The sequence below is a fragment of the Streptococcus sp. DTU_2020_1000888_1_SI_GRL_NUU_041A genome, assembly GCF_032387735.1.
In the GTDB taxonomy this organism is placed as follows: domain Bacteria; phylum Bacillota; class Bacilli; order Lactobacillales; family Streptococcaceae; genus Streptococcus; species Streptococcus sanguinis.
On sequence record NZ_CP135591.1, the window covers coordinates 1789893 to 1811755 of the forward strand.

Annotated in this window: 26 protein-coding genes and 1 pseudogene; 6 read left to right on the top strand and 21 right to left on the bottom strand. The window is 44.1% G+C overall.

The window, feature by feature from the left end; translation table 11 throughout:
* Positions 1 to 16: 16 nt before the first annotated feature.
* The 8 genes from RSK81_RS08815 to rplK all read right to left on the bottom strand — a co-directional run bounded on the left by RSK81_RS08815 (position 17) and on the right by rplK (position 6629).
* On the bottom strand, positions 17 to 1006 hold the full coding sequence (locus RSK81_RS08815; protein WP_142999618.1) for a PhoH family protein: 990 nt from the start codon (positions 1004 to 1006) through the stop codon (positions 17 to 19).
* Between the two features lie 90 nt (positions 1007 to 1096).
* On the bottom strand, positions 1097 to 1312 hold the full coding sequence (locus RSK81_RS08820) for a YozE family protein (protein WP_002894860.1): 216 nt from the start codon (positions 1310 to 1312) through the stop codon (positions 1097 to 1099).
* 67 nt (positions 1313 to 1379) lie between these two features.
* Positions 1380 to 2234, bottom strand: a complete 855-nt coding sequence (cvfB, locus tag RSK81_RS08825) for an RNA-binding virulence regulatory protein CvfB (RefSeq protein ID WP_315686561.1) — start codon at positions 2232 to 2234, stop codon at positions 1380 to 1382.
* A 104-nt stretch (positions 2235 to 2338) separates the two neighbouring features.
* A complete protein-coding gene (frr, locus tag RSK81_RS08830; protein WP_002894858.1) occupies positions 2339 to 2896 on the bottom strand; it encodes a ribosome recycling factor in 558 nt (185 codons plus the stop codon).
* 19 nt (positions 2897 to 2915) lie between these two features.
* Positions 2916 to 3641 carry a UMP kinase gene (gene pyrH, locus RSK81_RS08835; protein WP_315686562.1) on the bottom strand — a complete coding sequence of 242 codons (726 nt, stop codon included), beginning with the start codon at positions 3639 to 3641 and terminating at the stop codon, positions 2916 to 2918.
* A gap of 190 nt (positions 3642 to 3831) precedes the next feature.
* Positions 3832 to 5283, bottom strand: a complete 1452-nt coding sequence (locus tag RSK81_RS08840; protein WP_315686563.1) for an APC family permease — start codon at positions 5281 to 5283, stop codon at positions 3832 to 3834.
* A 129-nt stretch (positions 5284 to 5412) separates the two neighbouring features.
* Positions 5413 to 6102, bottom strand: a complete 690-nt coding sequence (gene rplA / locus RSK81_RS08845) for a 50S ribosomal protein L1 (protein WP_002894855.1) — start codon at positions 6100 to 6102, stop codon at positions 5413 to 5415.
* Positions 6103 to 6203: 101 nt separating this feature from the next.
* The gene (rplK, locus tag RSK81_RS08850) at positions 6204 to 6629 is read right to left on the bottom strand and encodes a 50S ribosomal protein L11 (protein WP_002894851.1); all 426 of its coding nucleotides are present in this window, start codon (positions 6627 to 6629) and stop codon (positions 6204 to 6206) included.
* A gap of 151 nt (positions 6630 to 6780) precedes the next feature.
* Here rplK and RSK81_RS08855 point away from each other — a divergent pair, with 151 nt between their 5' ends.
* Positions 6781 to 7128 (top strand): DUF3397 domain-containing protein, encoded by a 348-nt coding sequence (locus tag RSK81_RS08855; RefSeq protein ID WP_002897148.1) that lies wholly within the window; start codon positions 6781 to 6783, stop codon positions 7126 to 7128.
* Between the two features lie 110 nt (positions 7129 to 7238).
* Here RSK81_RS08855 and RSK81_RS08860 read toward each other — a convergent pair whose 3' ends face one another.
* From RSK81_RS08860 to RSK81_RS08870, 3 genes are all read right to left on the bottom strand, one after another.
* Positions 7239 to 7625 (bottom strand): VOC family protein, encoded by a 387-nt coding sequence (locus RSK81_RS08860; protein ID WP_125351183.1) that lies wholly within the window; start codon positions 7623 to 7625, stop codon positions 7239 to 7241.
* A 113-nt stretch (positions 7626 to 7738) separates the two neighbouring features.
* Positions 7739 to 10045: a DNA translocase FtsK gene (locus RSK81_RS08865; protein WP_315686564.1), complete on the bottom strand. Its 2307-nt coding sequence runs from the start codon at positions 10043 to 10045 to the stop codon at positions 7739 to 7741.
* Between the two features lie 130 nt (positions 10046 to 10175).
* Positions 10176 to 10358, bottom strand: coding sequence for a PspC domain-containing protein (locus tag RSK81_RS08870; protein WP_002894843.1), 183 nt, complete (start codon positions 10356 to 10358; stop codon positions 10176 to 10178).
* Between the two features lie 227 nt (positions 10359 to 10585).
* On the opposite strand from RSK81_RS08870, the gene RSK81_RS08875 reads away from it, so the two are divergent.
* From RSK81_RS08875 to RSK81_RS08890, 4 genes are all read left to right on the top strand, one after another.
* A complete protein-coding gene (locus tag RSK81_RS08875; RefSeq protein WP_315686566.1) occupies positions 10586 to 11005 on the top strand; it encodes an NUDIX hydrolase in 420 nt (139 codons plus the stop codon).
* Between the two features lie 54 nt (positions 11006 to 11059).
* Positions 11060 to 11878 carry a peptidylprolyl isomerase gene (locus tag RSK81_RS08880; RefSeq protein WP_149565244.1) on the top strand — a complete coding sequence of 273 codons (819 nt, stop codon included), beginning with the start codon at positions 11060 to 11062 and terminating at the stop codon, positions 11876 to 11878.
* Positions 11879 to 11913: 35 nt separating this feature from the next.
* Positions 11914 to 12150, top strand: a complete 237-nt coding sequence (locus tag RSK81_RS08885) for a zinc-ribbon domain-containing protein (protein WP_002897142.1) — start codon at positions 11914 to 11916, stop codon at positions 12148 to 12150.
* Positions 12151 to 12326: 176 nt separating this feature from the next.
* Positions 12327 to 13582 (top strand): ISL3 family transposase gene (locus RSK81_RS08890; RefSeq protein WP_315686568.1). Its coding sequence is split into 2 segments (ribosomal slippage): positions 12327 to 13305 and positions 13305 to 13582, totalling 1257 coding nucleotides; the frame shifts between segments, so codons are not numbered across the junction.
* A gap of 42 nt (positions 13583 to 13624) precedes the next feature.
* Here the strand turns inward: RSK81_RS08890 and RSK81_RS08895 are convergent.
* The 10 genes from RSK81_RS08895 to RSK81_RS08940 all read right to left on the bottom strand — a co-directional run bounded on the left by RSK81_RS08895 (position 13625) and on the right by RSK81_RS08940 (position 21389).
* Positions 13625 to 15166, bottom strand: a complete 1542-nt coding sequence (locus RSK81_RS08895) for an ABC-F family ATP-binding cassette domain-containing protein (RefSeq protein WP_315686569.1) — start codon at positions 15164 to 15166, stop codon at positions 13625 to 13627.
* A gap of 111 nt (positions 15167 to 15277) precedes the next feature.
* Positions 15278 to 15586 (bottom strand): DUF898 family protein, encoded by a 309-nt coding sequence (locus RSK81_RS08900; RefSeq protein ID WP_315686571.1) that lies wholly within the window; start codon positions 15584 to 15586, stop codon positions 15278 to 15280.
* Positions 15587 to 15598: 12 nt separating this feature from the next.
* Positions 15599 to 16291 (bottom strand): 5'-methylthioadenosine/adenosylhomocysteine nucleosidase, encoded by a 693-nt coding sequence (locus RSK81_RS08905; RefSeq protein ID WP_315686572.1) that lies wholly within the window; start codon positions 16289 to 16291, stop codon positions 15599 to 15601.
* A gap of 75 nt (positions 16292 to 16366) precedes the next feature.
* Positions 16367 to 16789, bottom strand: a complete 423-nt coding sequence (gene macP, locus RSK81_RS08910) for a cell wall synthase accessory phosphoprotein MacP (RefSeq protein WP_315686574.1) — start codon at positions 16787 to 16789, stop codon at positions 16367 to 16369.
* Between the two features lie 12 nt (positions 16790 to 16801).
* Entirely contained in the window at positions 16802 to 17353 is a 552-nt protein-coding gene (locus tag RSK81_RS08915) for an NUDIX hydrolase (protein WP_149565240.1), read from the bottom strand.
* An 8-nt stretch (positions 17354 to 17361) separates the two neighbouring features.
* The gene (gene glmU / locus RSK81_RS08920) at positions 17362 to 18741 is read right to left on the bottom strand and encodes a bifunctional UDP-N-acetylglucosamine diphosphorylase/glucosamine-1-phosphate N-acetyltransferase GlmU (RefSeq protein ID WP_125444727.1); all 1380 of its coding nucleotides are present in this window, start codon (positions 18739 to 18741) and stop codon (positions 17362 to 17364) included.
* 127 nt (positions 18742 to 18868) lie between these two features.
* Positions 18869 to 19663: a DUF6612 family protein gene (locus tag RSK81_RS08925; RefSeq protein WP_315686577.1), complete on the bottom strand. Its 795-nt coding sequence runs from the start codon at positions 19661 to 19663 to the stop codon at positions 18869 to 18871.
* Between the two features lie 317 nt (positions 19664 to 19980).
* Positions 19981 to 20607 (bottom strand): PadR family transcriptional regulator, encoded by a 627-nt coding sequence (locus RSK81_RS08930; RefSeq protein ID WP_315686578.1) that lies wholly within the window; start codon positions 20605 to 20607, stop codon positions 19981 to 19983.
* A 93-nt stretch (positions 20608 to 20700) separates the two neighbouring features.
* Positions 20701 to 21150: an ASCH domain-containing protein gene (locus tag RSK81_RS08935; protein ID WP_125338506.1), complete on the bottom strand. Its 450-nt coding sequence runs from the start codon at positions 21148 to 21150 to the stop codon at positions 20701 to 20703.
* Between the two features lie 104 nt (positions 21151 to 21254).
* Positions 21255 to 21389 carry a hypothetical protein gene (locus RSK81_RS08940; protein WP_268697875.1) on the bottom strand — a complete coding sequence of 45 codons (135 nt, stop codon included), beginning with the start codon at positions 21387 to 21389 and terminating at the stop codon, positions 21255 to 21257.
* A gap of 26 nt (positions 21390 to 21415) precedes the next feature.
* Between RSK81_RS08940 and RSK81_RS08945 the strand changes: the two are divergent.
* Positions 21416 to 21679 (top strand): annotated as a pseudogene (locus tag RSK81_RS08945) (transposase); the annotation flags it as partial.
* Between the last annotated feature and the right edge of the window lie 184 nt (positions 21680 to 21863).

Genomic DNA, 21863 nt, shown 5'->3' on the forward strand with positions numbered 1-21863 from the left:
CTGCTCTTTTCGTATGCTATTCTGTTTCTCCTATATCAGATTCACTAGCTTTAACAGAAGCTGGTTCATAAGCTCGGATAATCTCCGACACCACTGGATGACGAACGACATCCTTAGCTGAGAAATGCACAAAATCGATCTGGGAGATGCTCTTCAATTTCTCCTGAGCATCAATGAGTCCTGATTTAACATTGCGAGGCAGGTCAATCTGGCTGATGTCTCCATTGACAATCATCTTGGACTGGAAACCGAGGCGTGTCAGAAACATCTTCATCTGCATGATGGTGGTATTCTGTGCCTCGTCCAGAATTACAAAAGCATCATCCAAAGTCCGCCCCCGCATATAGGCTAGGGGAGCAATCTCAATGATTTCTCGCTCCATAAGGCGCGTTGTCTGGTCCTTGCCCAAAATCTGATACAAGGCATCATAGACCGGACGCAGATAAGGATCCACCTTTTCCTTAAGATCACCAGGCAGAAATCCCAAACTCTCACCAGCTTCTACCGCTGGCCTTGTCAGGATGATTCGCTTGACCTGCCCACGCTTGAGAGCAGTCACGGCCAAGGTCACCGCCAGAAAGGTCTTCCCTGTCCCGGCTGGCCCGATCCCAAAGACGATATCATGATTTTTAACGCTGTCCACATAGATTTTTTGGCCAAGTGTCTTGACCCGAATCGGCTTGCCATAGCTGTCCTTGATAATCTCTTCTTCGTAAAGAGCTACAAACTTATCAATTTCATCATTTTTGACCATGGTGATGGCTGTCACAACATCGGGAGTACCGATGGTCATGCCACGATTGACCAAGACCAACAGAGCCTGAATGACCTGTCGAGTCTCCTCGCAGGAAGCCTCCGTACCTAAAATCTGCACAATCTCGGTTCGGGCATGAATGGTTACCTTCAATTCCTGCTCCATCAAGCGCAGATGGCGTTCATTAGAGCCAAAGAGATGAAAGGCATCATCTGGATGGCCCAGTTTTAATTCTACTGAATGTTCCTGCAAACAAAGAACCTCTCTCATTTATTTTTTTGAATGAATTATCTTTATTATATCAAAGCAAGCAGAAAATGACTATCCCTAGCCACTATCCACTTAATGGGCTTGATATTCTTCCCAAATAGCATCAAACTCGCCCAAGTTAAAGGAAAAATTTGCATGCTCCTCCAGAAAACGACTGACCTCATCAAAATCATCCGTATGCTTGGGAAAGGCCGTATCCTGAAAAGCCAAATCTGCCAAAATAGCCTTGGGCTCCTTGCTCTTAGGATTGCGCTCTGTCATCAGCCAGCTGTAAAAAGATTTTCTCATAGGTTCCTTTCATTTCTTTAAGATTGTACCCTTCCAAGCATCAGCTCTAGATGTCAACTCTTCATCCTCACACCAACTCCGTTCCAGTCGGGTCCTGCTTGATTTTACCAGCTTTCATCAGCCCACCCAGAGCTTTTTTAAACTGGCCTTTGGAAATGCCAAATGTAGCCTTGATGTCGTCTGGTGAAGATTTATCGTTCAAAGTCATAAAACCGCCATTGCTCTCCAGATAGGTCAGAATCATCTGGGCATCGTTTTCCAACATTTCAAAGGAGCGAGGCTTGAGAGAGAGGTTAAGAGTGCGGTCTACTTCACGGAAGCCAATTACCCGCGCGTCCAAGACCTGACCAAGACGTGGCTCTGCATAGCGCTCACTCGGATGAATGAAGCCCAGCATATTATTCTCCGGCAGGTAGACAAAGGTACCAGAAAGCTTGAGCCGATAAACGATGGCTGGCCAGTTTTGGTTCTGCATGTTATTATAGGCAGGACGAGCCAGACGCTGGAAATCCTCCTGATAAGCCAGTTGGCCCCAGATGCGGTCTTTCTTATCTACTTCCAGACGGATATAAAGGAGGTCACCCTTTTTTGGCCAGAGTTCCTTGATTTCTGGCAAGATGTCAAGTGACACAACGATTTGCTTATCAGGCAGACCGGTATCGACAAAGACGCCTAGATCCTTGCGAACCTCCGTTACTGTTCCCCAACCAAACTGCTCTTGGGTTGCTGTAACTTCGAGAGTTGTCAAACGAAGCTTCTGCTTCATATCGCTGTAGGCAAAGCCTTTGACAGACTGCCCCAGCTCATGCGCCCCCTCTTCCTTAGAAAGAGCGTAAACCTGACCATCCTTTTGAACAAAGTAAAAGCGATCATTTTCATCCGTGATGATACCCACGATGAAGCTGGCAAGATTTGTATTCATATAGACCTATTTTCTACCTTGCTTCTTCAAACCGGGCAAGGATTTTTGATTTTAAAACAACTCAGTCAGCCAAAGCCAACTGAGTTTTGATTCTGATAAAAATGTTAAACTTCTAAAAGTTCTTTTTCTTTATTTGCTGTCATCTCGTCGATATGTTTGACAGCATCATCCGTTACTTTTTGAATATCCTTTTCCAAGGTCTTCAATTCGTCTTCAGTGATTTCTTTGGCTTTTTCCTGCTTCTTAGCTTCGTCCATAGCATCGCGGCGGATGTTACGGATGGCAACTTTAGCATTTTCACCGACCTTTTTCACTTCTTTAGCCAAGTCACGACGGGTTTCCTCTGTCAGGGCTGGAATGACCAGACGAATCACAGAGCCATCGCTGGCTGGAGTAATCCCGAGGTCAGAAGCATTAAGCGCACGCTCAATGTCCTTGATAGAAGACTTGTCAAAAGGTGTCACCAAAAGAACACGCGCTTCCGGAATCGTAATCGAAGCGATTTGATTGAGCGGAGTTTCTACTCCATAGTACTCCACATGGATGCGGTCCAAAAGGCTGGCATTGGCGCGGCCTGCACGGATGCTGCCAAATTCACGAGCCAAACTTTGGTGCGAGTGGGTCATTCTTTCTTTTGCTTTTTCTACAATTGCATTTGCCATGAGTTTCTAATCTCCGTTCTTATAAATTATTTGATACTGTTGTTCCGATTTGCTCACCGATAACAACGCGTTTGATATTGCCCGGCTCATTCATATTAAAGACAACCAAGTCAATGTCATTGTCCATAGACAGGGTCGAAGCCGTTGAGTCCATAATCCGCAGTCCCTTGCTGATGACATCTCGGTGAGTCAGCTCATCAAACTTAACAGCGGTCTTGTCTTTCTTAGGATCGGCATTGTAAACACCATCTACGCCATTTTTGGCCATGAGAATCGCATCTGCTTCAATCTCTGCTGAGCGCAATGCAGCGGTTGTATCGGTTGAAAAATAAGGAGAACCAATACCTGCACCGAAAATGACGATACGGCCTTTTTCCAAATGACGAATGGCCCGACCTCGGATGTAAGGCTCAGCTACCTGCTGCATAGCAATCGCAGTCTGCACGCGCGTATCTACACCGACTTGCTGCAGCGAATCCGCCATTACCAGCGCATTCATGACAGTGCCCAACATACCAGTATAGTCGGCCTGCACGCGGTCCATGCCTGCTTCTGCTGCCGGCTCACCCCGCCAAAGGTTTCCGCCTCCGATAACCAGAGCAATTTGAACTCCCAAATCATGAACTTCTTTGATTTCTTCCGCCATCTTCTGAACAGTCTGAATATCAATACCAACGCCTTTTTCACCGGCAAGAGCTTCACCTGACAACTTAATCAAAATACGCTTATACTTAGGTTCTACCATTTTTTTACTCCTTATTTTATCTGTACTATTTTACCACATTTTGTGATTTTTATATAGTTAAATCACTGAAATTTTTCTTTTTTCCTTTTTGTAAAATAGCAGAGCAGACAAGCTTATTTCACAGAAAAACCAGCCCCATCATCAGATAGGACTGGGAATGAATACTTCAATCATCTTTTGCTAGGTCTACTCACTGCTTGAGCGACTGTTTCCTTTCCCGCTTAGCTAAGAGCGGCAGGATAACACCCAGACTGATCAAGACGATTGGCGTCAGGATATTTGTCAAGAGAGAGAATTGCCAGCCAGCTGGGTCTTTGGCAAAGTCCACTTTCGGAACCATCCCTAAAATGCAGGCAAAGGCTGTAAAGAGGAAGCACCAAGCTCCGATAGCAAAGCCAACTTTGGGATTTTTGGTAAACTTGTACTCAGCATCCTTGTACTTTTTCCAGGCCTTGTTCAACATCATGTAGGCCAGGAATACCCAGAGATAACGCATAGGCATAACGATGGAGTTGAGATTGGTCATCCATTTGACCAGGCCGTCAATTTCTTTGATTCCAAAGATAGGCAGAATAATTAGTAAGCTAACCAAAATCCCTGTCAGGATATAACCGTTAATGAGGACTCCTTTTGATGTCCGCTTGCGCAGCCAACTTGGAACAAACTCTTCATCTGCATTATTGAGCATGATTTGCAGAGGCGCGTCAATAGAGAAAGCCAGTGCTGCAATCTGTCCAACCATATTGGTCAGGGCATAGATGACTACTAGCACATTGCCTACCCCCCAGTAGTTACCCAGCATTTGGAAAGCTTGGTAAGCACCATTTCGCATCAGATCCTCAGGAATATTACTACCGTCAAAAAGCATGCCCATAGCTATAGAGCCTAGGATAGCAGATGCACCAACCATGATAGCCATGACAATCATCCCCTTTGGAAATTCCTTGGCTGGATTGCGTGTTTGATTAACGTAAGGCGATATTTTCTCAGCCCCGCCGACCGCAAAGACCAAGAGAGAGATGGTTGTAAAATAAGAAAAATCAAAGTTGGGAATGTAAGTGCTAAGCTTATCCATATTAGCCGTCGCAAACTGCATGTCAGGTTTGATAAAAGGCGCCCCGACTGCTAAGAGGACGAAGAGGAAAGACATAATCAGCATAGCGCTTCCTGCCAAGCCCCCAATCACCTTGAGCGTGGACAGCCCCTTGGTAGACAAGTAGAGAAAAGCACCGAAAATCAGCAAGCTTAGAATAACGATCCAGTGAATATCAAGACTGCTCAAAAAGTCGCCATTTCCCTGAATAGCCCAGCCCAGCGGAATCAAAACTCCCTGCGGCTTTTGAGCCAGATAAGGAATGTGCACCACCCAATAAGTCCAGGCCGCAAAATAAGCCAGCCGCTTGGTAGAGGTTTTCTCTACCCAGTCACTGACACCGCCTCCACTCTCCTTGAAAGTCGAGCCTAGCTGCCCCACGATGAGGGCATAGGGAATAAAGTAAATAGCCAGGATAAGAATCCAAGAAACAATTACCGAAATGCCCTGCTGGGAGTAGTTATTAACTACATTGCCCAGACCCCAGACCATATTAAAAGCAATCAGAGATACCATCAGCCAGGTTAGCTGGTTCTGATCTTTTTTCATGACACCGTCTCCTTTTGTTATAAAATAAATTGATTCGATATTATTATAACATGTTTCTATGAGTTTGTAATCGCTATCAGCGTTTTTATTTCAAAAAAAGAACTACCCGCAGGCAGTTCAATTTAATTCTTAAAGTGAGTTTACGTCAACCTTGATACCAACACCTTGTGTAGTAGTGATAGTTAGGTTGGTTACGTAAGTACCTTTAGCAGTAGCTGGTTTCGCTTTTTGGATTGTGTCATTGAAAGCTTTGAAGTTTTCAACCAACTTGTCAGCTTCAAATGAAACTTTGCCAATGATAGCTTGTACGTTACCTGCACGGTCAGCACGGTAAGTAATCTTACCACCTTTAGACTCTTCAACTGCTTTTGCAACGTCCATTGTTACAGTACCAGTCTTAGGGTTTGGCATCAAGTTACGAGGTCCAAGGACACGTCCAAGGCGACCTACAAGTGCCATCATATCAGGTGTAGCGATTACTACGTCAAAGTCCAACCAACCGTCGTTGATTTTTGCAACGAGGTCATCTTCACCAACGAAGTCTGCACCAGCAGCTTTCGCTTCTTCAGCTTTTGCTCCACGTGCGAAAACAAGAACGCGTGAAGTTTTACCAGTTCCGTTTGGCAATACCATTGCGCCACGGATTTGTTGGTCAGCTTTTTTAACGTCGATGTTCAAGTTGTAAGCAACTTCTACAGTTGCATCGAATTTTGCAAAGTTAGTTTCTTTTGCAAGTGCTACAGCTTCTTCTACGCTGTATGCTTTTGTGCTGTCGATTTTTTCAAGAGCAGCACGAAGTTGTTTGCTTTTTTTAGCCATTTTATCTTTCTCCTTGTAAGTGGTTCAATCGATTTTCATCTCCCACGTCACTCGTCAATCTGATCAAGTGTAGTGCGGGCAAATGGGATGAGCGTTATTGATTAGTCAACAACAGTGAATCCCATAGAACGAGCAGTACCTTCAATCATACGCATTGCAGACTCGATGTTTGCAGCGTTCAAATCTGGCATCTTAGTTTCAGCAATTTCTTGTACTTGCGCACGAGTAACTGTTGCAACTTTCGTTTTGTTTGGCTCACCAGAACCTTTTTCAACACCTGCAGCTTTCTTCAAAAGAACAGCGGCTGGCGGAGTCTTAGTCACGAAAGTGAATGATTTGTCTTCGTATACTGAGATAACAACTGGAATAATCATACCAGCTTGATCAGCTGTACGAGCATTGAACTCCTTAGTGAATCCCATGATGTTGATACCGGCTTGACCAAGCGCAGGACCAACTGGTGGAGCTGGAGTAGCTTTACCAGCAGGGATTTGCAATTTTACAAGTTTTTCGACTTTTTTAGCCATTTTTAAATCCTCCTTTGTGGTTTTGGCGGTAAATAAAGATTTTTACCTCCCACAAGTATGCTTTTCGCATACCTTTCTATTATACACTAAACTTTGTTAAATGCAAGGAATTTTATCTTCTTTTTTGAATTTTTTGTGGTAAAATAATCTTATGACACTATTAAAGATTGCTTCGATTTTATTTATCTTTTTAACTTTGATTTTAACCACTATTACAGTGCGAGTTTTTCAATTAAGAAAATACGGTTTAAACTTTGCGGACTTGGCTTTTCCGCTTTTTGTTGTGGAATTTTATATCATTTCAGACAAGGCCTACTATCATAGCTTGCTGCCCCAGCTGACTCTAGCTCTATCAGTTCTCGCTATCGCCATCACCATCTATTTTCTCAAGAAAAAACGGAGCTTCTACTACCCTAAGTTCTTTAAGTTCTTCTGGCGAGCAGGTTTTCTTCTGACCTTCTTCATGTACCTAGCCATGGTCATCGGTCTCTTTTTGTAATAATGTAAAACAAAACCCATTGGTTATCAGATAGCCGATGGGTTTTTCATATGTGAGATTTACAAGTCCTTCTTTTGCCGTGAAAGAAGAACCTCCCGATTTTCCTAGCCTTATTCATGAATCTCCAAAGGCAGGCCATCCGGATCAAAGAAGAAAGCCATCTTACGGCCGTCAAAGTCATCATAACGCAGCTCGGTATGAGGAATCTCCAAACGGTCAAATTCCTCTAGCGTTTCTTCGACATTTGTCACTCGGAAGGCCAGATGCCGCAAACCAGTATGTTCTGGAGAAGGAAAGGCTGGCCGCTTGGGAGCTTCCTCCTTGATAAAAATTTCCAGAGTCAGATTCCCCTTGCGGACATTAAAGAGAATATCCTGCTTATCGGGCCGATGGTGTTCATCCAGCTGCTCAAAGCCCAGCTTGTCCACATAAAACTCCCTAGTCTTGGCATAATCATGGCCAATGATGGCTATATGGTGAATGGTGTCTAGTTTCATACCTTCTTTTCCTTTCCTTGGCAATGTGTAAGTAGAGAAAATCTGCCGGCTGACTGCTGGCAGATTTGTTTTTATCAAATGATTATCTTGCTGGCAGACTAGTGAAATTCGAATTAATTTGTCTGCAAAACTTTTCTCGGCTTGGTTCCTTCGGCTGGACCGATAACGCCCGCTGCTTCAAGTTCTTCCATAAGACGAGTAGCCCGATTAAAGCCGACCGAGAGTCGCCGCTGAATCATAGAAGCGCTGGCCTTCTGAGTTTCGATAACCAAGGCCTTGGCTTCTTCAAAGAGCGGATCACCTTCATCATCGCCACCGCCAGACTCCATATCACTTTCAGATACTTCACCAGGATCAAAGCTATCGTCATAGTCAGCTTCAGCTTGATTCTTGACAAAGGCTACGATTCGCTCCACATCTTCATCTGAGATAAAGGAGCCCTGCAAACGAACCGGATGGTTTTCATCAATAGGCTTAAAGAGCATGTCTCCTCGACCCAAGAGCTTTTCTGCTCCATTTTCATCCAGAATGGTCCGACTATCTGTCCCGCTGGATACAGCAAAGGCAATCCGAGAGGGCACATTGGCCTTAATCAGACCCGAGATAACATCTACAGATGGCCGTTGTGTAGCCAGAATCATGTGAATCCCAGCCGCACGCGCTTTTTGCCCTAAACGGATAATGGCGTCTTCCACTTCCTTGCTGGCCACCATCATAAGGTCAGCCAGCTCGTCCACGATGACGACGATTAAAGGCAGGGGCACCTGCTTGTACTCTGACTGGGCATTGTACTCAGCTACTTTAGCATTGTAACCGGCAATATTACGTGCACCGACCTTGGAGAAGAGTTCATAGCGGTTTTCCATCTCGTCTACAACCTTCTGCAATGCACGACTGGCCTTGCGAGGATTGGTCACAACAGGGATAAGCAAGTGGGGAATGTCATTATAAACGGATAGCTCCACCATCTTAGGATCCACCATCATAAACTTGACTTCATCGGGTCTGGCCTTCATGAGAATGCTGGCAATAATACCGTTGACGGCCACAGATTTACCAGATCCAGTAGAGCCCGCCACCAAGAGATGAGGCATCTTAGCTAAGTCAAAGGAGCGGACAGAGCCGTTGACAGCCTTACCAAGTGGGATTTCTAGGAGCTTACTAGCATCCGTCTTCGACTGGTCCCAGAGTTCTCGGAAGGTCACGGTCGCAACTTCAGAGTTGGGCACTTCAATCCCTACTAGGGATTTCCCAGGAATCGGTGCTTCAATCCGTACATCCTTGGCAGCCAAGGCTAGAGCCAAGTCATCAGCCAGATTGGAAATCCGATTGACCCGAACTCCGACAGCTGGCTTGACCTCATATTTGGTGACAGAAGGTCCGATTTCAGCCCGCTCAACAGCAGCCTTGATCCCAAAACTAGCAAAGGTCTCTTCCAAAATTTTGATATTATCTCGAACAATGCGCTTTTCTTTGGACTGATTCTTAGGCTTGTCGGGCGCAAAAAGGTTGATGGTCGGCAACTTGTAATCCAGACTTTCCTTTGCGGTAAAGTCCACTTCTACGTCTACATCGGCGTCAGCCTCTTCCGTCTCTTCTTCGCGACCAAAGTCCAGAGGCTCATGGGGGTCATACTCTCCTACTTCCTCATAGTCTGCATCGTCAAAGTTCACAGCTGTATCTGACAAGTCCTCATCATCTAAAATCTCTCCTGTTTCAGGATCAACTTCGGCTTCTTCTTGCTCTACTTCAATAGCTTGCATAGCTGCCTGTGCAGCTTTTTCTTCCTGCTCCAGGAAACGGAGCTGCCGCTTTTCTTCCTGCTTCTCTCTCCAATTTTGAAAGGCTGCCATAGCCTTTTCTGAAATGTCATAGATAGACCAAGGGCTCATAAGCAGACCGCCCAAAAGAATGAGCAGCAGGCCGAAGAAATAAGAACCAATATTTGAAAAAAGGAAAGAGATAGGCGCATAAAGGAGAGAACCCAGCAGGCCACCGCCCGCGAAGGAGGTGACCTTAAAGGCTGTCAGATCAGTCAAAACTCTGCCTAGAGTTGTGGATAAGACAGATGCTCCTTCTAGCTTTAACACGCTGACGAAATAAGCTTGGAAAATTAACTCCAGTCCCAAAAAGAGGCTGATAAATCCTGAAACCGTCCCTTCGTGCTTGTGCAGCCACTTGAAAAAAAAGAGATAGCCAAAGCTGGCCAGAATAGCCAGATAGGCCAAGCTTCCCACCAAGAGGCGAATCATATTATAAATGGTAACCCCAAAGGCGCCCAGCTTTATAGCTGCAAACAAAAGAATAAGAGCCAACACAAAGGTGGCAATCATTCTCTTTATTGCTTTTTGTCTTTCTAATTCTGCTTTTGTCGGCCGACGAGTTGTCCGGCCTTTTTTCGTGTTTTTCTTAGTTGCCATAACCCTTATTATACCATATTTGAGCCTTAGATGAGAAATCTTTTATCTAGATCAGAAACAAAAAAACTTATTTATCCACGCAAAAAGAACTGGGCTAGCCAGTTCTCATTTCACTATCACAAAATTCTTATTAAGCCTCTGGCATAACCGCCCAAGCAATCAAGTAAGCCAAGACACCTGTACCTGCCACACAGACCAAAAGAATCCAAATAACACGAACCAAGGTTGGATCTAAATCAAAGTAGTTTGCGATACCAGCACATACACCAGCGATTTTCTTGTTTTTGACATCTCTTGTCAGTCTTTTCTCCATGGAAAACACTCCTTATTATTTTTACACTTTTTATTTTACCATAACATTTCTCTATGCACAAGTTCGTCTGCTATTGAACCCTCTCTTCAGATAAAATTTAATTACATCAAGATGAATTTGTTCACTCTACCTTACTTTTAACAAGTCCCAGCAAAACTCTTGTTCTTGTGTTAGAATATAAGGAAATTCTAATTAATTAACAGTAAAAACATATCAGGAGGAAGATAATGCGAGCCGGAGTCATTCTTTTCAATCCCCAAACCAAGCAAATACTGCTCATCCATCGCTGGAAAAATGGAGAAGAGTATTTTGTGATACCGGGCGGCGGAGCCGAGTCAGGTGAGACTGCAGTCAAAGCAGCTCAGAGAGAAATTCAGGAAGAGCTGGGTTGGAGCTTGTCTGAAAAGCAGCTGCAGACAGCCTTTACTTTCAGAAATGGCCACCGCTTAGAAATCTATTTTCGCGCCACTATCAGACATACATCAGCCCCAATGATTCAGGGCGAGGAAGCCCTTCGCAGTCATGCCCAGAACATCTATCAGCCTGAATGGCTAGATATAGAAGCAATTCGCAACCTGAACTTACGGCTAGCAGGACTTAAAAATCTGCTTCTGGATTGTCTGACGCAGGAGGGTTTGAAAAACTAGCCTAATTGTAGTAAAATATCAGTAGTTTACAATCTAATATGAGAAAGGTCTTATATGAAAAAAATTCTTCTTATCAGCCTCTTATCAGGACTTGTCTTGGCTGGCTGCTCTGGTAAAGGTAAGAAAGAGGAGACTACTAGCTCCTCCAACTCATCCAGCAGTTCTTCGCTAGTGAGCTCTAGCTCTGACCCAGAGGAAACCAGCAAACTCCGTGAGCAATACAAGGATGCCATGACCAACGAAAATGCCAACTTCCCGCAGCTGTCTACAGAAGTTGCTGAAGATGAAGCGGAAGTCAAGTTGGTAACGACTGAAGGCGATATCCGCATCAAGCTCTTTCCAAAACAAGCCCCACTGGCGGTCGAAAACTTCCTGACCCATGCCAAGGAAGGCTACTATGATGGCGTCTTATTCCACCGTGTCATCAATGAATTTATGATTCAGACCGGAGACCCTAAAGGCAACGGCACTGGAGGCGAGTCTATCTGGAAAGGCAAAGACAAGTCTAAAGACTCTGGAAACGGCTTTAAAAATGAGTATTCTCCATATCTCTATAATATTCGAGGAGCCCTATCCATGGCCAATGCAGGCCCTGATACCAATGGCAGTCAGTTCTTTATCAACCAAAGCAAAAAAGACCTGTCTAGCCAAATGTCTACGGATTCCTTCCCTGCTAAAATCATCGAAGCCTATAAGAACGGTGGAAATCCTACTTTAGATGGTGGAGCTTATACTGTATTCGGCCAAGTGCTGGAAGGTATGGATGTGGTGGACAAAATCGCTGCCGCAGAAACAGACGATAATGACAAGCCTAAAAAAGATATCAAGATTGAAAAAATCGAGATTATCAAGGACTATGACTTCAGCAAATAAGCTTGCTGCCCAACCAATAAAGGAGGGAAATCAATATGATTATCTGGGGATATAAAGGTTATCAGAAAAACGTAGGACAGACCCAAAGCAATATCGAGTGTGCCAACTGCCACAACGTCGCACCTTGGGACATTATTGAAACCGGCCGAAAGTTTACACTCTATTGGATTCCTACCTTTCCTTACGGTAGAAAACATTACCTCACCTGCCCAGTCTGCCAGCACGGCAAACAGATTGAAAAGCAGGAAATCGAGCAGTTTTTGAATTATTAGCAACAGAAAGAGACGATTCTCAATGAACCGTCTCTTTTCTTTTATTAAATTTTCGGCTCTATAATTTCTGTAGTGGGTAAAACCGCTGTAGGAATGATGGAGTCTATTTGTTGTAGAAAAAAAGTCCCATAAGACCTATAATGAAAAGCGACAAAACCATCATTAGAAAGACTCTTATGGAACAGTTCAATTTTATCACAAACTTACTGGGAATAAAAGACCCTAACATCATAATCTTGGATGTTCTAGATGCTGGAACTCATAAAGAAATCATCGCTAAGCTGGATTATCCTGCTCCTAAATGCCCTTACTGCCAAGGACAAATGGCTAAATATGACTTCCAGAAAGAATCAAAAATTCCGTATTTAGAGTGTGCGGGTTACAAGACTCTCATTCGATTGAGAAAGCGCCGTTTCCGCTGTAAAATCTGTAGGAAAGTAGCTGTCGCAGAGACTTCCTTAGTCAAGAAGAATCACCAAATCGCGACCATCGTCAACCAGAAAATCGCACAAAAACTAATCGAGAAAGTCCCTATGACAGCCATCGCTGAAAGCTTGGCTGTCTCCACATCCACAGTCATTCGTAAATTGAAAGAATTCAAGTTCAAGACTGACTTTAACTGCCTTCCAGCGCACATGAGCTGGGATGAATACAGCTTTAAGAAAGGCAAGATGAACTTTATTGCACAGGATTTTGATTCCAGAAAGATCATAGCTATCTTAGATGGGCGGACTCAAGCAACCATTCGCAATCACTTTCTGCGCTATTCCAGACAGGTCCGAAATAGGGTGAAAGTCATTACAATGGACATGTTTAGCCCCTACTACAATATTGCCAGAAAACTATTTCCTTCTGCGAAAATTGTCCTCGACCGCTTTCACATTGTACAACATCTCGGCCAGGCTATGAACCGCCTTCGCATCCAAATCATGAATCAGTTGGATAGAAAATCGCACGAATATAAGGCCATCAAACGCTACTGGAAACTGCTCCAACAAGATAGTCGGAAACTAAGTCATAAACGATTTTATCGTCCAACTTTTCGCATGCACTTAACCAATAAAGAGATTCTGGAAAAGCTTCTCTCTTACTCTCAAGAACTCAGAGAACATTATGAGCTTTATCAACTCTTACTGTTTCATTTTCAAGAGAAAAAACTGAGCATTTCTTTGGACTCATTGAAGATACCATTTCTTGTGTAAATCCTATTTTTCAAACTGTTTTTAAGACCCTTTTGAAAGATAAGGACAAGATCCTGAACGCGCTGGAACTGCCCTACTCAAATGCAAAACTAGAAGCTACTAACAACCTCATCAAGGTCATCAAGCGCAATGCTTTCGGCTTTCGGAACTTTGACAATTTTAAAACTAGAATCCTCATCGCTTTGAATATCAAAAAGGAGAGGACTGATTTAGTCCTCTCCAGATTATAACTTTTCATCAACCCACTACAGTTGACAAAGAGCCAAATTTTATCAATTCAGCTGGTTAAAATCCCAGATTTGATCCATCCAGCCTTCGTAGAAATCAGGCTCGTGACAGACCATGAGGATACTGCCCTTGTATTCTTTCAGCGCCCGTTTGAGTTCCTCCTTGGCATCTACATCTAGGTGGTTGGTCGGCTCGTCCAGCACTAGAACATTATTTTCTCGGTTCATGAGGAGGCAAAGACGGACCTTGGCCTGCTCCCCACCTGAAAGGACCTGGATCTGGCTCTCGATATGCTTGGAAGTCAGACCACATCTGGCCAGAGCTGCTCGGACTTCCGCTTGATTAAGGGCCGGAAAGGCGTTCCAGACTGCTTCCAGCGGTGTCTGACGATTGCCGCCCTCTACTTCCTGCTCGAAATAACCCAGCTCTAGATAGTCCCCACGCTCGACTTGACCTGCGATAGGCGGGATAATCCCTAGCAAACTCTTGAGCAGGGTTGTTTTTCCAATCCCATTTGCTCCGATGATTGCTACCTTCTGATTACGCTCAAAGGTCAGGTTAAGGGGCTGGGTTAGCGGTCGGTCGTAGCCAATCTGCAAATCCTTGGCTTGGAAGATAAAGCGGCCAGGTGTACGGGCAGGCTTGAAGTCAAATGAAGGCTTAGGCTTCTCACTTTGCAGCTCAATAATGTCCATCTTGTCCAGTTTTTTCTGGCGGGACATGGCCATATTACGGGTCGCCACGCGGGCTTTATTGCGAGCTACAAAGTCCTTAAGGTCCACAATTTCCTTCTGTTGGCGCTCATAGGCTGCTTCTAGCTGAGATTTTTTCATCTCATAGACTTCCTGGAACTGATAATAGTCGCCAGAATAACGAGTCAAGTGCTGATTTTCCACATGGTAGACGATATTGATGACGTCATTCAGGAAAGGAATATCATGCGAGATCAGAACAAAGGCATTTTCATAGTTCTGTAGATAACGCTTGAGCCAGTCAATGTGCTCCGCATCCAGATAGTTGGTTGGCTCGTCCAAGAGCAGGATATCTGGTTTTTCCAGAAGCAACTTAGCCAAGAGAACCTTGGTCCGCTGGCCTCCAGACAGCTCCGTCACATCACTCTCCATACCGTAATCCATGACGCCCAGAGCCCGTGCGACTTCGTCAATCTTGGCATCTAGTGTATAGAAATCCCGGCTCTCCAAGCGATCCTGCAGCTCGCCCACTTCTTCCATCAGGGCATCAACATCGGCTCCTTCCTCAGCCATGCTCATATAGATTTCATTGATACGAGCCTCGGTCTTGAACAGCTCGTCAAAGGCCGTGCGCAAGACATCGCGGACGGATTGGCCTTGCTCCAAAACAGCATGCTGGTCCAGATAGCCAGCTGTCACATACTTGGACCACTCGACCTTGCCTTCGTCCGGCAGCATTTTGCCTGTCACAATGCTCATAAAGGTAGACTTTCCTTCGCCATTGGCACCGACTAGGCCGATATGCTCACCCTTGAGCAAGCGGAAGGATACATCCTCAAAAATAGCCCGGTCACCAAAACCGTGGCTAAGATTTTTTACTTCTAAGATACTCATTTTTTCTCCTCTATCATTGATTGCAGTTCCTTGATTATACCATCAAAAGGGATTTTTTGGCAAGACAGAAGAAAAGGAAAAGCGAGCCACTTAAGTCTCGCTTACTTGTTCTCAATTCGTATGATGCGTATGCTTGGTAATCCATTGGGTCAGTTTGATTTTCAGCCAAAAGCCATAAATACCAAAGGTAACAATGGTCAGGAGCCACCACTTGATCCAATTCCCAAAAAGCTGCATAGCAGTACCGTCAAAGTAAAGACGGTGCCCGTCAATAACTGTATGTTTTATCTTCCAATTATACAGAATACACATGCCCCAAGGTGCACAAATTCCCAGTGTAAAAACGGTAATCAAGGTAGCTAAAATCACATGACCGATGTAAGAAAAGAGACCACCATCAAAATAAGACTCTTTGTACATACTATCTCTCCCTTAAACTAACTCTTTCAGAAACTGAATCAGGGTTTCTGCCGAGCGTTTACCAGCTTCAAGAATAAATTCATCAAAAGTGACATTGGCATCATGACTAGCTGTGTCGCTCATAGCGCGAATAACCATAAAGGGCAAGCCAATCGAATGTGTGGCTTGAGCAATAGCTGCGCCTTCCATCTCAACAGCCAGGACATCTGGAAAATGCTCCTTGATGCGGTCAATCTTGTCTTGACCAGCAACAAAGCTGTCACCTGTCGCAATCAAACCTACTCTGGCCTTTTGATGGGTTTTATCCAAAATTTTCTTCATTTCAGCAACTAGATAGCGGCTCGCTTCAAAATAGAGCGGCTGACGCGCCATCTGACCGTAATCATAGCCAAAGGCTGTTACGTCCACATCATGGTAGACCAGACGATCTGCGACCACCACGTCGCCGATAGACAGACCTTCTGCCACTGCTCCAGCTGATCCTGTGTTAATCACGGCTGTGACCTTGAAGTCATTGACCAAAACAGCCACACTCATAGCAGACATGACCTTGCCAATCCCGCTTTCGACCAACACCACTTCATGATAGCCGATGGAGCCCGTATGATAGACATGGCCCAAACGCAGGTGCTTCTGCGGATTTTTCAAATGCTCCAACAGAATCTTCAACTCCTCAGGCATGGCTGCGATAATTCCAATTTTCATATAATACCTCAAATCATCTGATGAAAAAGAAGCTTAGACAGGCTAGGCTTCCTTTTAAGTGCAATAGAGCAGGTTTTAAGGCCACCAAATAATAGCAGCAATCAAACCAATCAGCAGGATAACCACCCAAAGGAGAATCTTATTGAGTTTGGCTTGAAAGAGACTCCGCTTCTGATTTTCAATGCGACGGCTCTTAGTCACGGTCGGATCTACCTCAATGTGCAGAGTCTCATCCGTAAACTCCTCTTGGTTTTGAGCAGTCTGATAGCCAAAACGACTCTGATTCTGCTGAGACCGAGCTTCTTCATAACCAAAGCGGTTTTGAGGGCTTTGATAGCCAAACTGAGTATCCTGTCGGCTAGACTGCTGCGAGCTAAAGGAGCTTCTGCCAGTTGAAAGAATCTTGGTTTCTTCGTCATCCATGAGAGGCGGCCTCGAAATATCCTCACCGCGGTTAGCTCGCTCAATGATTTCATCTGTTAATAAAGCTTTTCCCATTGATCTACGTTCCTATTTATTCAGATTTTTTTGTTCCCAGTACTGAAGAGCCATGATGGTCTTGGCATCGCAGATGTCACCGTTTTGCAGCAACTGATGTGCCTCCTCCAGACTGACTTCAAAAAGTTCCAATGTTTCATCCTCGTCTTGGGGACGAGGGTTTTCGACCTTTGTTAAATGGCTGGCGCTGTAGAGCTTGATTTTTTCATTACAAAAACCGATGGCAGAGTAGAAATCATAGACCAACTCCAACTGTCCAGTGTAGCCAGTCTCTTCTTCTAATTCTCGGAGGGCAGCCGCTTGGGGATCTGCATTCTCTCCTAGCTCAAGCTTGCCAGCTGGAATCTCGTAAGAAGTCGCTTCAATGGCCTTGCGGTACTGCTTGACTAAAATCATCTTATTTTCCGAAGTGATAGCAATCACAGCCACCGCCCCATTATGAAAAATCAAATCCCGTTGGGCTTGTCCTTTGCCTTCTGGCAGCTCCACCTGGTCCTGAACCACTTTAAAAATCGGTCCCTGATAAATCTCCGTCCGTTGGACGGTTTTTTCTTCAAATTCCATGATTAAACCTACTTATTTTGAGGGTGATGAGGAAGTCGCTTAGCATAATCTTCCTTGTTAATCTGATGGCCACGTCCCAGAGCGATGGCATCTGCTGGTACGTCCTTCGTAATAGTAGAACCCGCACCGACCAGTGAATTGTCACCCAGCTCAACTGGGGCAATAATGGTCGAGTTGGAACCAACAAAGACATTGTCGCCAATGATAGTCTTGTACTTCTTCTGACCATCATAATTAACCGTAATCGTACCCGCACCAAAGTTGACATTAGCGCCGACTTCAGAGTTTCCAATATAGGTCAAATGACCAGCCTTGGTATTTTCTCCAATTGACGATCCTTTAACTTCAACAAAGTTGCCGACATGGACATCCTTAGCCAGACTAGAATCTGGACGAATGTGAGCGTAAGGCCCAACCGTTACTCCATCTGCAACGCTTGACTCCTCAATCATGGAGTTGGTGATAACGGTCCGCTCTCCAATGACAGAGTCCACGATGTAGGTACCATTGGTCAGGATAGTCTCTGCCCCAATCTTGGTCTGACCTTTCAGGGTCACATTTGCTTCAACTTGAACTTCAGGCGCAATTTCTACATCCACATCGATATAGGTCGCATGAGGATTGACAAAGCTGACCCCATTCACCATATGCTGCTGGTTAATCCGGCGACGCATGACACCCTCAGCTGTTGCCAAAGCCACGCGGTCATTAACCCCCAGACTTTCATCAAAGTCTTTCAGCGTATAAGCTCCAACTTTTTCACCATTTTCGCGGAAAATACCAATCACATCTGTGATATAGTATTCGCCTTGAGCATTATTGGTATTGATTTTTTTGAGGGCCTCAAATAGACGGGCATTGTCAAAGACATAAGTCCCTGTATTGATTTCCTTGATTTGCTGCTCAAAATCAGAAGCATCCTTCTGCTCAACAATTTTCAAGACTTCGTCATGTTGATTGCGAACGATACGGCCGTAGCCGAAAGGATTATCTGCTTCTGCTGTCAGGATAGTCGCAACGTTCTTGTGGTTGACATGAAAGTCAATCAGATTTTTCAGGCTTTCTCCTGTAATCAGGGGAGTATCGCCAGCAATGACCAGCGTCTGACCTGTCAGATTTTCCAAAACAGGCTCCGCCATCATAACGGCATGACCCGTTCCCAGCTGCTCGGTCTGACGGACAAAGTCTGTCTGACCTGCCAAGACTTGCTCGACTAGCTCTGCCTTGTGGCCAACAACTGTCACGGTCTTTTCTGGATTAATGGCATTGACACTGCGGAAAACATGTTCCAGCATGGAAATCCCTGCAACCTTGTGCAGTACCTTTGGTAAATCTGACTTCATGCGAGTACCCTTACCCGCAGCCAAAATAATCGCGTAATTTGTCATCAATTATCTCTTTTCTGTAGGATATCACCTTTATTATATCACTAAAAGGTAATTTTTAAAAATTTAAAATCAAGCCATCCCCATAAAAATCTGCAACAAAAAAACTTTTGAACAAAAAAATCAGCCTTTAAACAGCTGATTTTGCTTCTTTTTCTTTGATTTTCTTTGGAAGATGGACTTTTGCCTTGCCATAGTCCTTGAAGACAGCCCGCTGCTTGAAGTAAATCAATTCTCCATCTAAAGCTGTATCTTCGTCCAAATCCATGGTCATATCAATAGAGCGGATGGTCCGAGTCTTAGGGTCAACCACAAAGGCAACCTGACACTTCTCAATGTCGATGGTCGTATCATAATGCTCATCATTATAAGCATAGTAGAAGGCATCGATAAGGTCATAGGCCAAATCACCTTCTGCTGTCACCGAAAACTCATAGCCGTCGTCCACTTTTTTCTTAGTCAGTTCTGACTCATTATCTACCATGACCTGCAGCAAAGCCTTAAAGGAGGACATGCCCGAATAGCCATCAATATGTTTGCGTGACTCCGTGTCATCAATGGTCTCAAATCCATCCTTTTCTTCCAAGTACATCCGATCTTCGCTGAAATAATGGGTCAGTTCTTGATCATCATAGGTTTCGTAAAGCTTAGCTAAATAAGGTGAATCTGAAACAGTCAGCTGTTTAACGGTCTCAGCTTTTCTTTTTTTGTAGCCTTCTAGATAGGTCGACTCAGACAGCCGATCCATGTAGAAACTATCCTGATCGAATTTTTTCAAGGATGCATCTACTACTGCAGACAGCTTAAAACGGGACTCGATTGCTTCTGCGATTCCTCCAGGTTTAAAGTAGGTATAAAGAAAGGTTCCGCCAATCAGTACAAAGCAGACACAGCCGTAAATGATAAAAAAATGAACCTTCTTCAAAATCAATCCTCCTAGAAGCCTTCTGTCGTTTTATAGCTTTTATTATAAGCTTTTTTAGACCTATTTTCAATCTTTTTTCAGAAACGGTCTTTGAAGACTGGTAAAAAATTAGTTTCTTTTTGCTAGATATCTTTTGAGGCAGCAGCAGATTACGTTCTTCAAATCCTCGAGTAACTTATCTTTTGTCAGTAGGATTCTCCTCCTTGTCAACTAATCACTCCATCCAGCTCATTTACTGAAAGGCTTTTGAAGGCTGAAAACTGTTTTTTCCTTTGGTTTACACTCTCTGATGCCCTGTTTTTCGAATCTTTAGTAACCTACTTCTCCCCATCTTTCTCAGATAACTGCTTGCGAAGATCAGTAAACCAGTTCAACTGGAAGCGGGCAGAGTCAAGACCAAATTCCAGCGTCTTCATTTCAAAGTAACCGAGCTGAGAAATACTTTCAGTTAAGTTAGCTGTTTGACTGACCTCTAAAAGCTCCGTCGCCAAGTGATCATGTTGCTCCAGATAGGCTTGTACCTGCTGCTGCTCCTCAGCAAATTGTATAGACGCTTTGACAGCCTCAAACTCTCGCAGTTCAATCTCTAGTCCCTCAATGGCCAAATCCAGCATTTCTAGCTGTTCTTTCTTTGGGAGATAGCCCATAAATAAGAATTTCCCAAGCTCCATATTCTTGCTTTTGCTCATATCAATGGGCGTTTTCAGCCAGTCCAAAAATAAGATTCGTCCCGAAGCGGTAATAGTGTATTCCCTCTTCATTTTTCCTTTTTCAACATACTCTGAAGAAGTCACCGCCCCTTGCTGGGATAGTTTTTTGAGGGCGGCTTGGATACTGCCCAAGCTGTCACTGCACATAGAGCTGAAATTTTGCCGCATCACCTGACGAATTTCATAGACTGTAAAAGACTTTATCATCAGTAAACCTAAAATTAATTTATCCATTCTTCCTCCAAAATGCTTTTCAATATACCTAACAGTAACATTTTTACTCTACTTTAGCAAGGAAAAATAAAAAGCCTATTTTAAAAATAGACTTTAATCTTCATCCAGCGGATAGACCTTGCGAAATTCTTCTAAGACGACTCCCATGTTTTGGGAAAAATTCAAACCTGCCTCAGCCAGACAGTCTGTAAAGAAATCCTGGTGGACCTGCTGCCAGTAGGCCAAGGATTTATCTCCCTCTCCTTCTTTGAAGGCGTGGTCCGCTGAGACCTGATTAAAACGCAGCACAGAAACTTTAGTGATTTCGACGATACAGACGGCTCTGTCCTGGCTGTCCAGTATGATATCGAAAGTACCTACTTGGGGTAGAGGCTCATTTTCAAGCTGATACAATTGGTAGGCCGAAGCCGTCGCTGTCTTCTCACCACTCAGCACCAAATCAGCCAGTTGGTCTGCTTGAACACCGAAGACCCAAGCGTCAATTTCGTCGCCAATCGCTGGATTGATTTTCTTGTAGGCCTGCCACATTTCTTTTGGGGTCATCATTTCTCCTGTCTTTCTCATTATAAAAATTTCTATACTAGTCCGTATCTTTATCAAAGCCAATAAAGAAAGCCGCCTCTAAAAAAACTCTTGATGAATTATCTCTATTCAAAATCCATAAAGTCATCATACTCATAATAGTAAAGCAGAGCCTGTAAACACTCTTGATCAGTTGCTTCTGCTTTCTGCTCCATAACTGACAAGAGAACATCCGCAAAATCTTCACCGTAATAAATCAACTCCAGCTCCTGCTCCCTTACTTGTCTTTGGACTCATTGAAGATACCATTTCTTATGTAAATCCTATTTTTCAAACTGTTTTTAAGACCTTCTTGAAAAACAAGGATAAGATCCTGAACGCACTGGAACTGCCCTACTCAAACACAAAACTAGAAGCTACTAACAACCTCATCAAAGTCATCAAGCGAAACGCTTTCGGATTTCGGAACTTTGACAATTTTAAAACTAGAATCCTCATCGCTTTGAACATCAAAAAGGAGAGGACTGATTTAGTCCTCTCCAGATTATAACTTCTCATCAACCCACTACAGTTGACAAAGAGCCCAAAAATCAAACATTTCCCACACTTTCTGAAATCATTTCATCCCCTTACATAGAAAGCAGACACCATTTTATAGCCTCTAGGCATTTCGAAACTTGCTTCCGTAACAAACCTTTGGTAAAATGTTAGCAACACAAGTCTAAAGGAGGCGC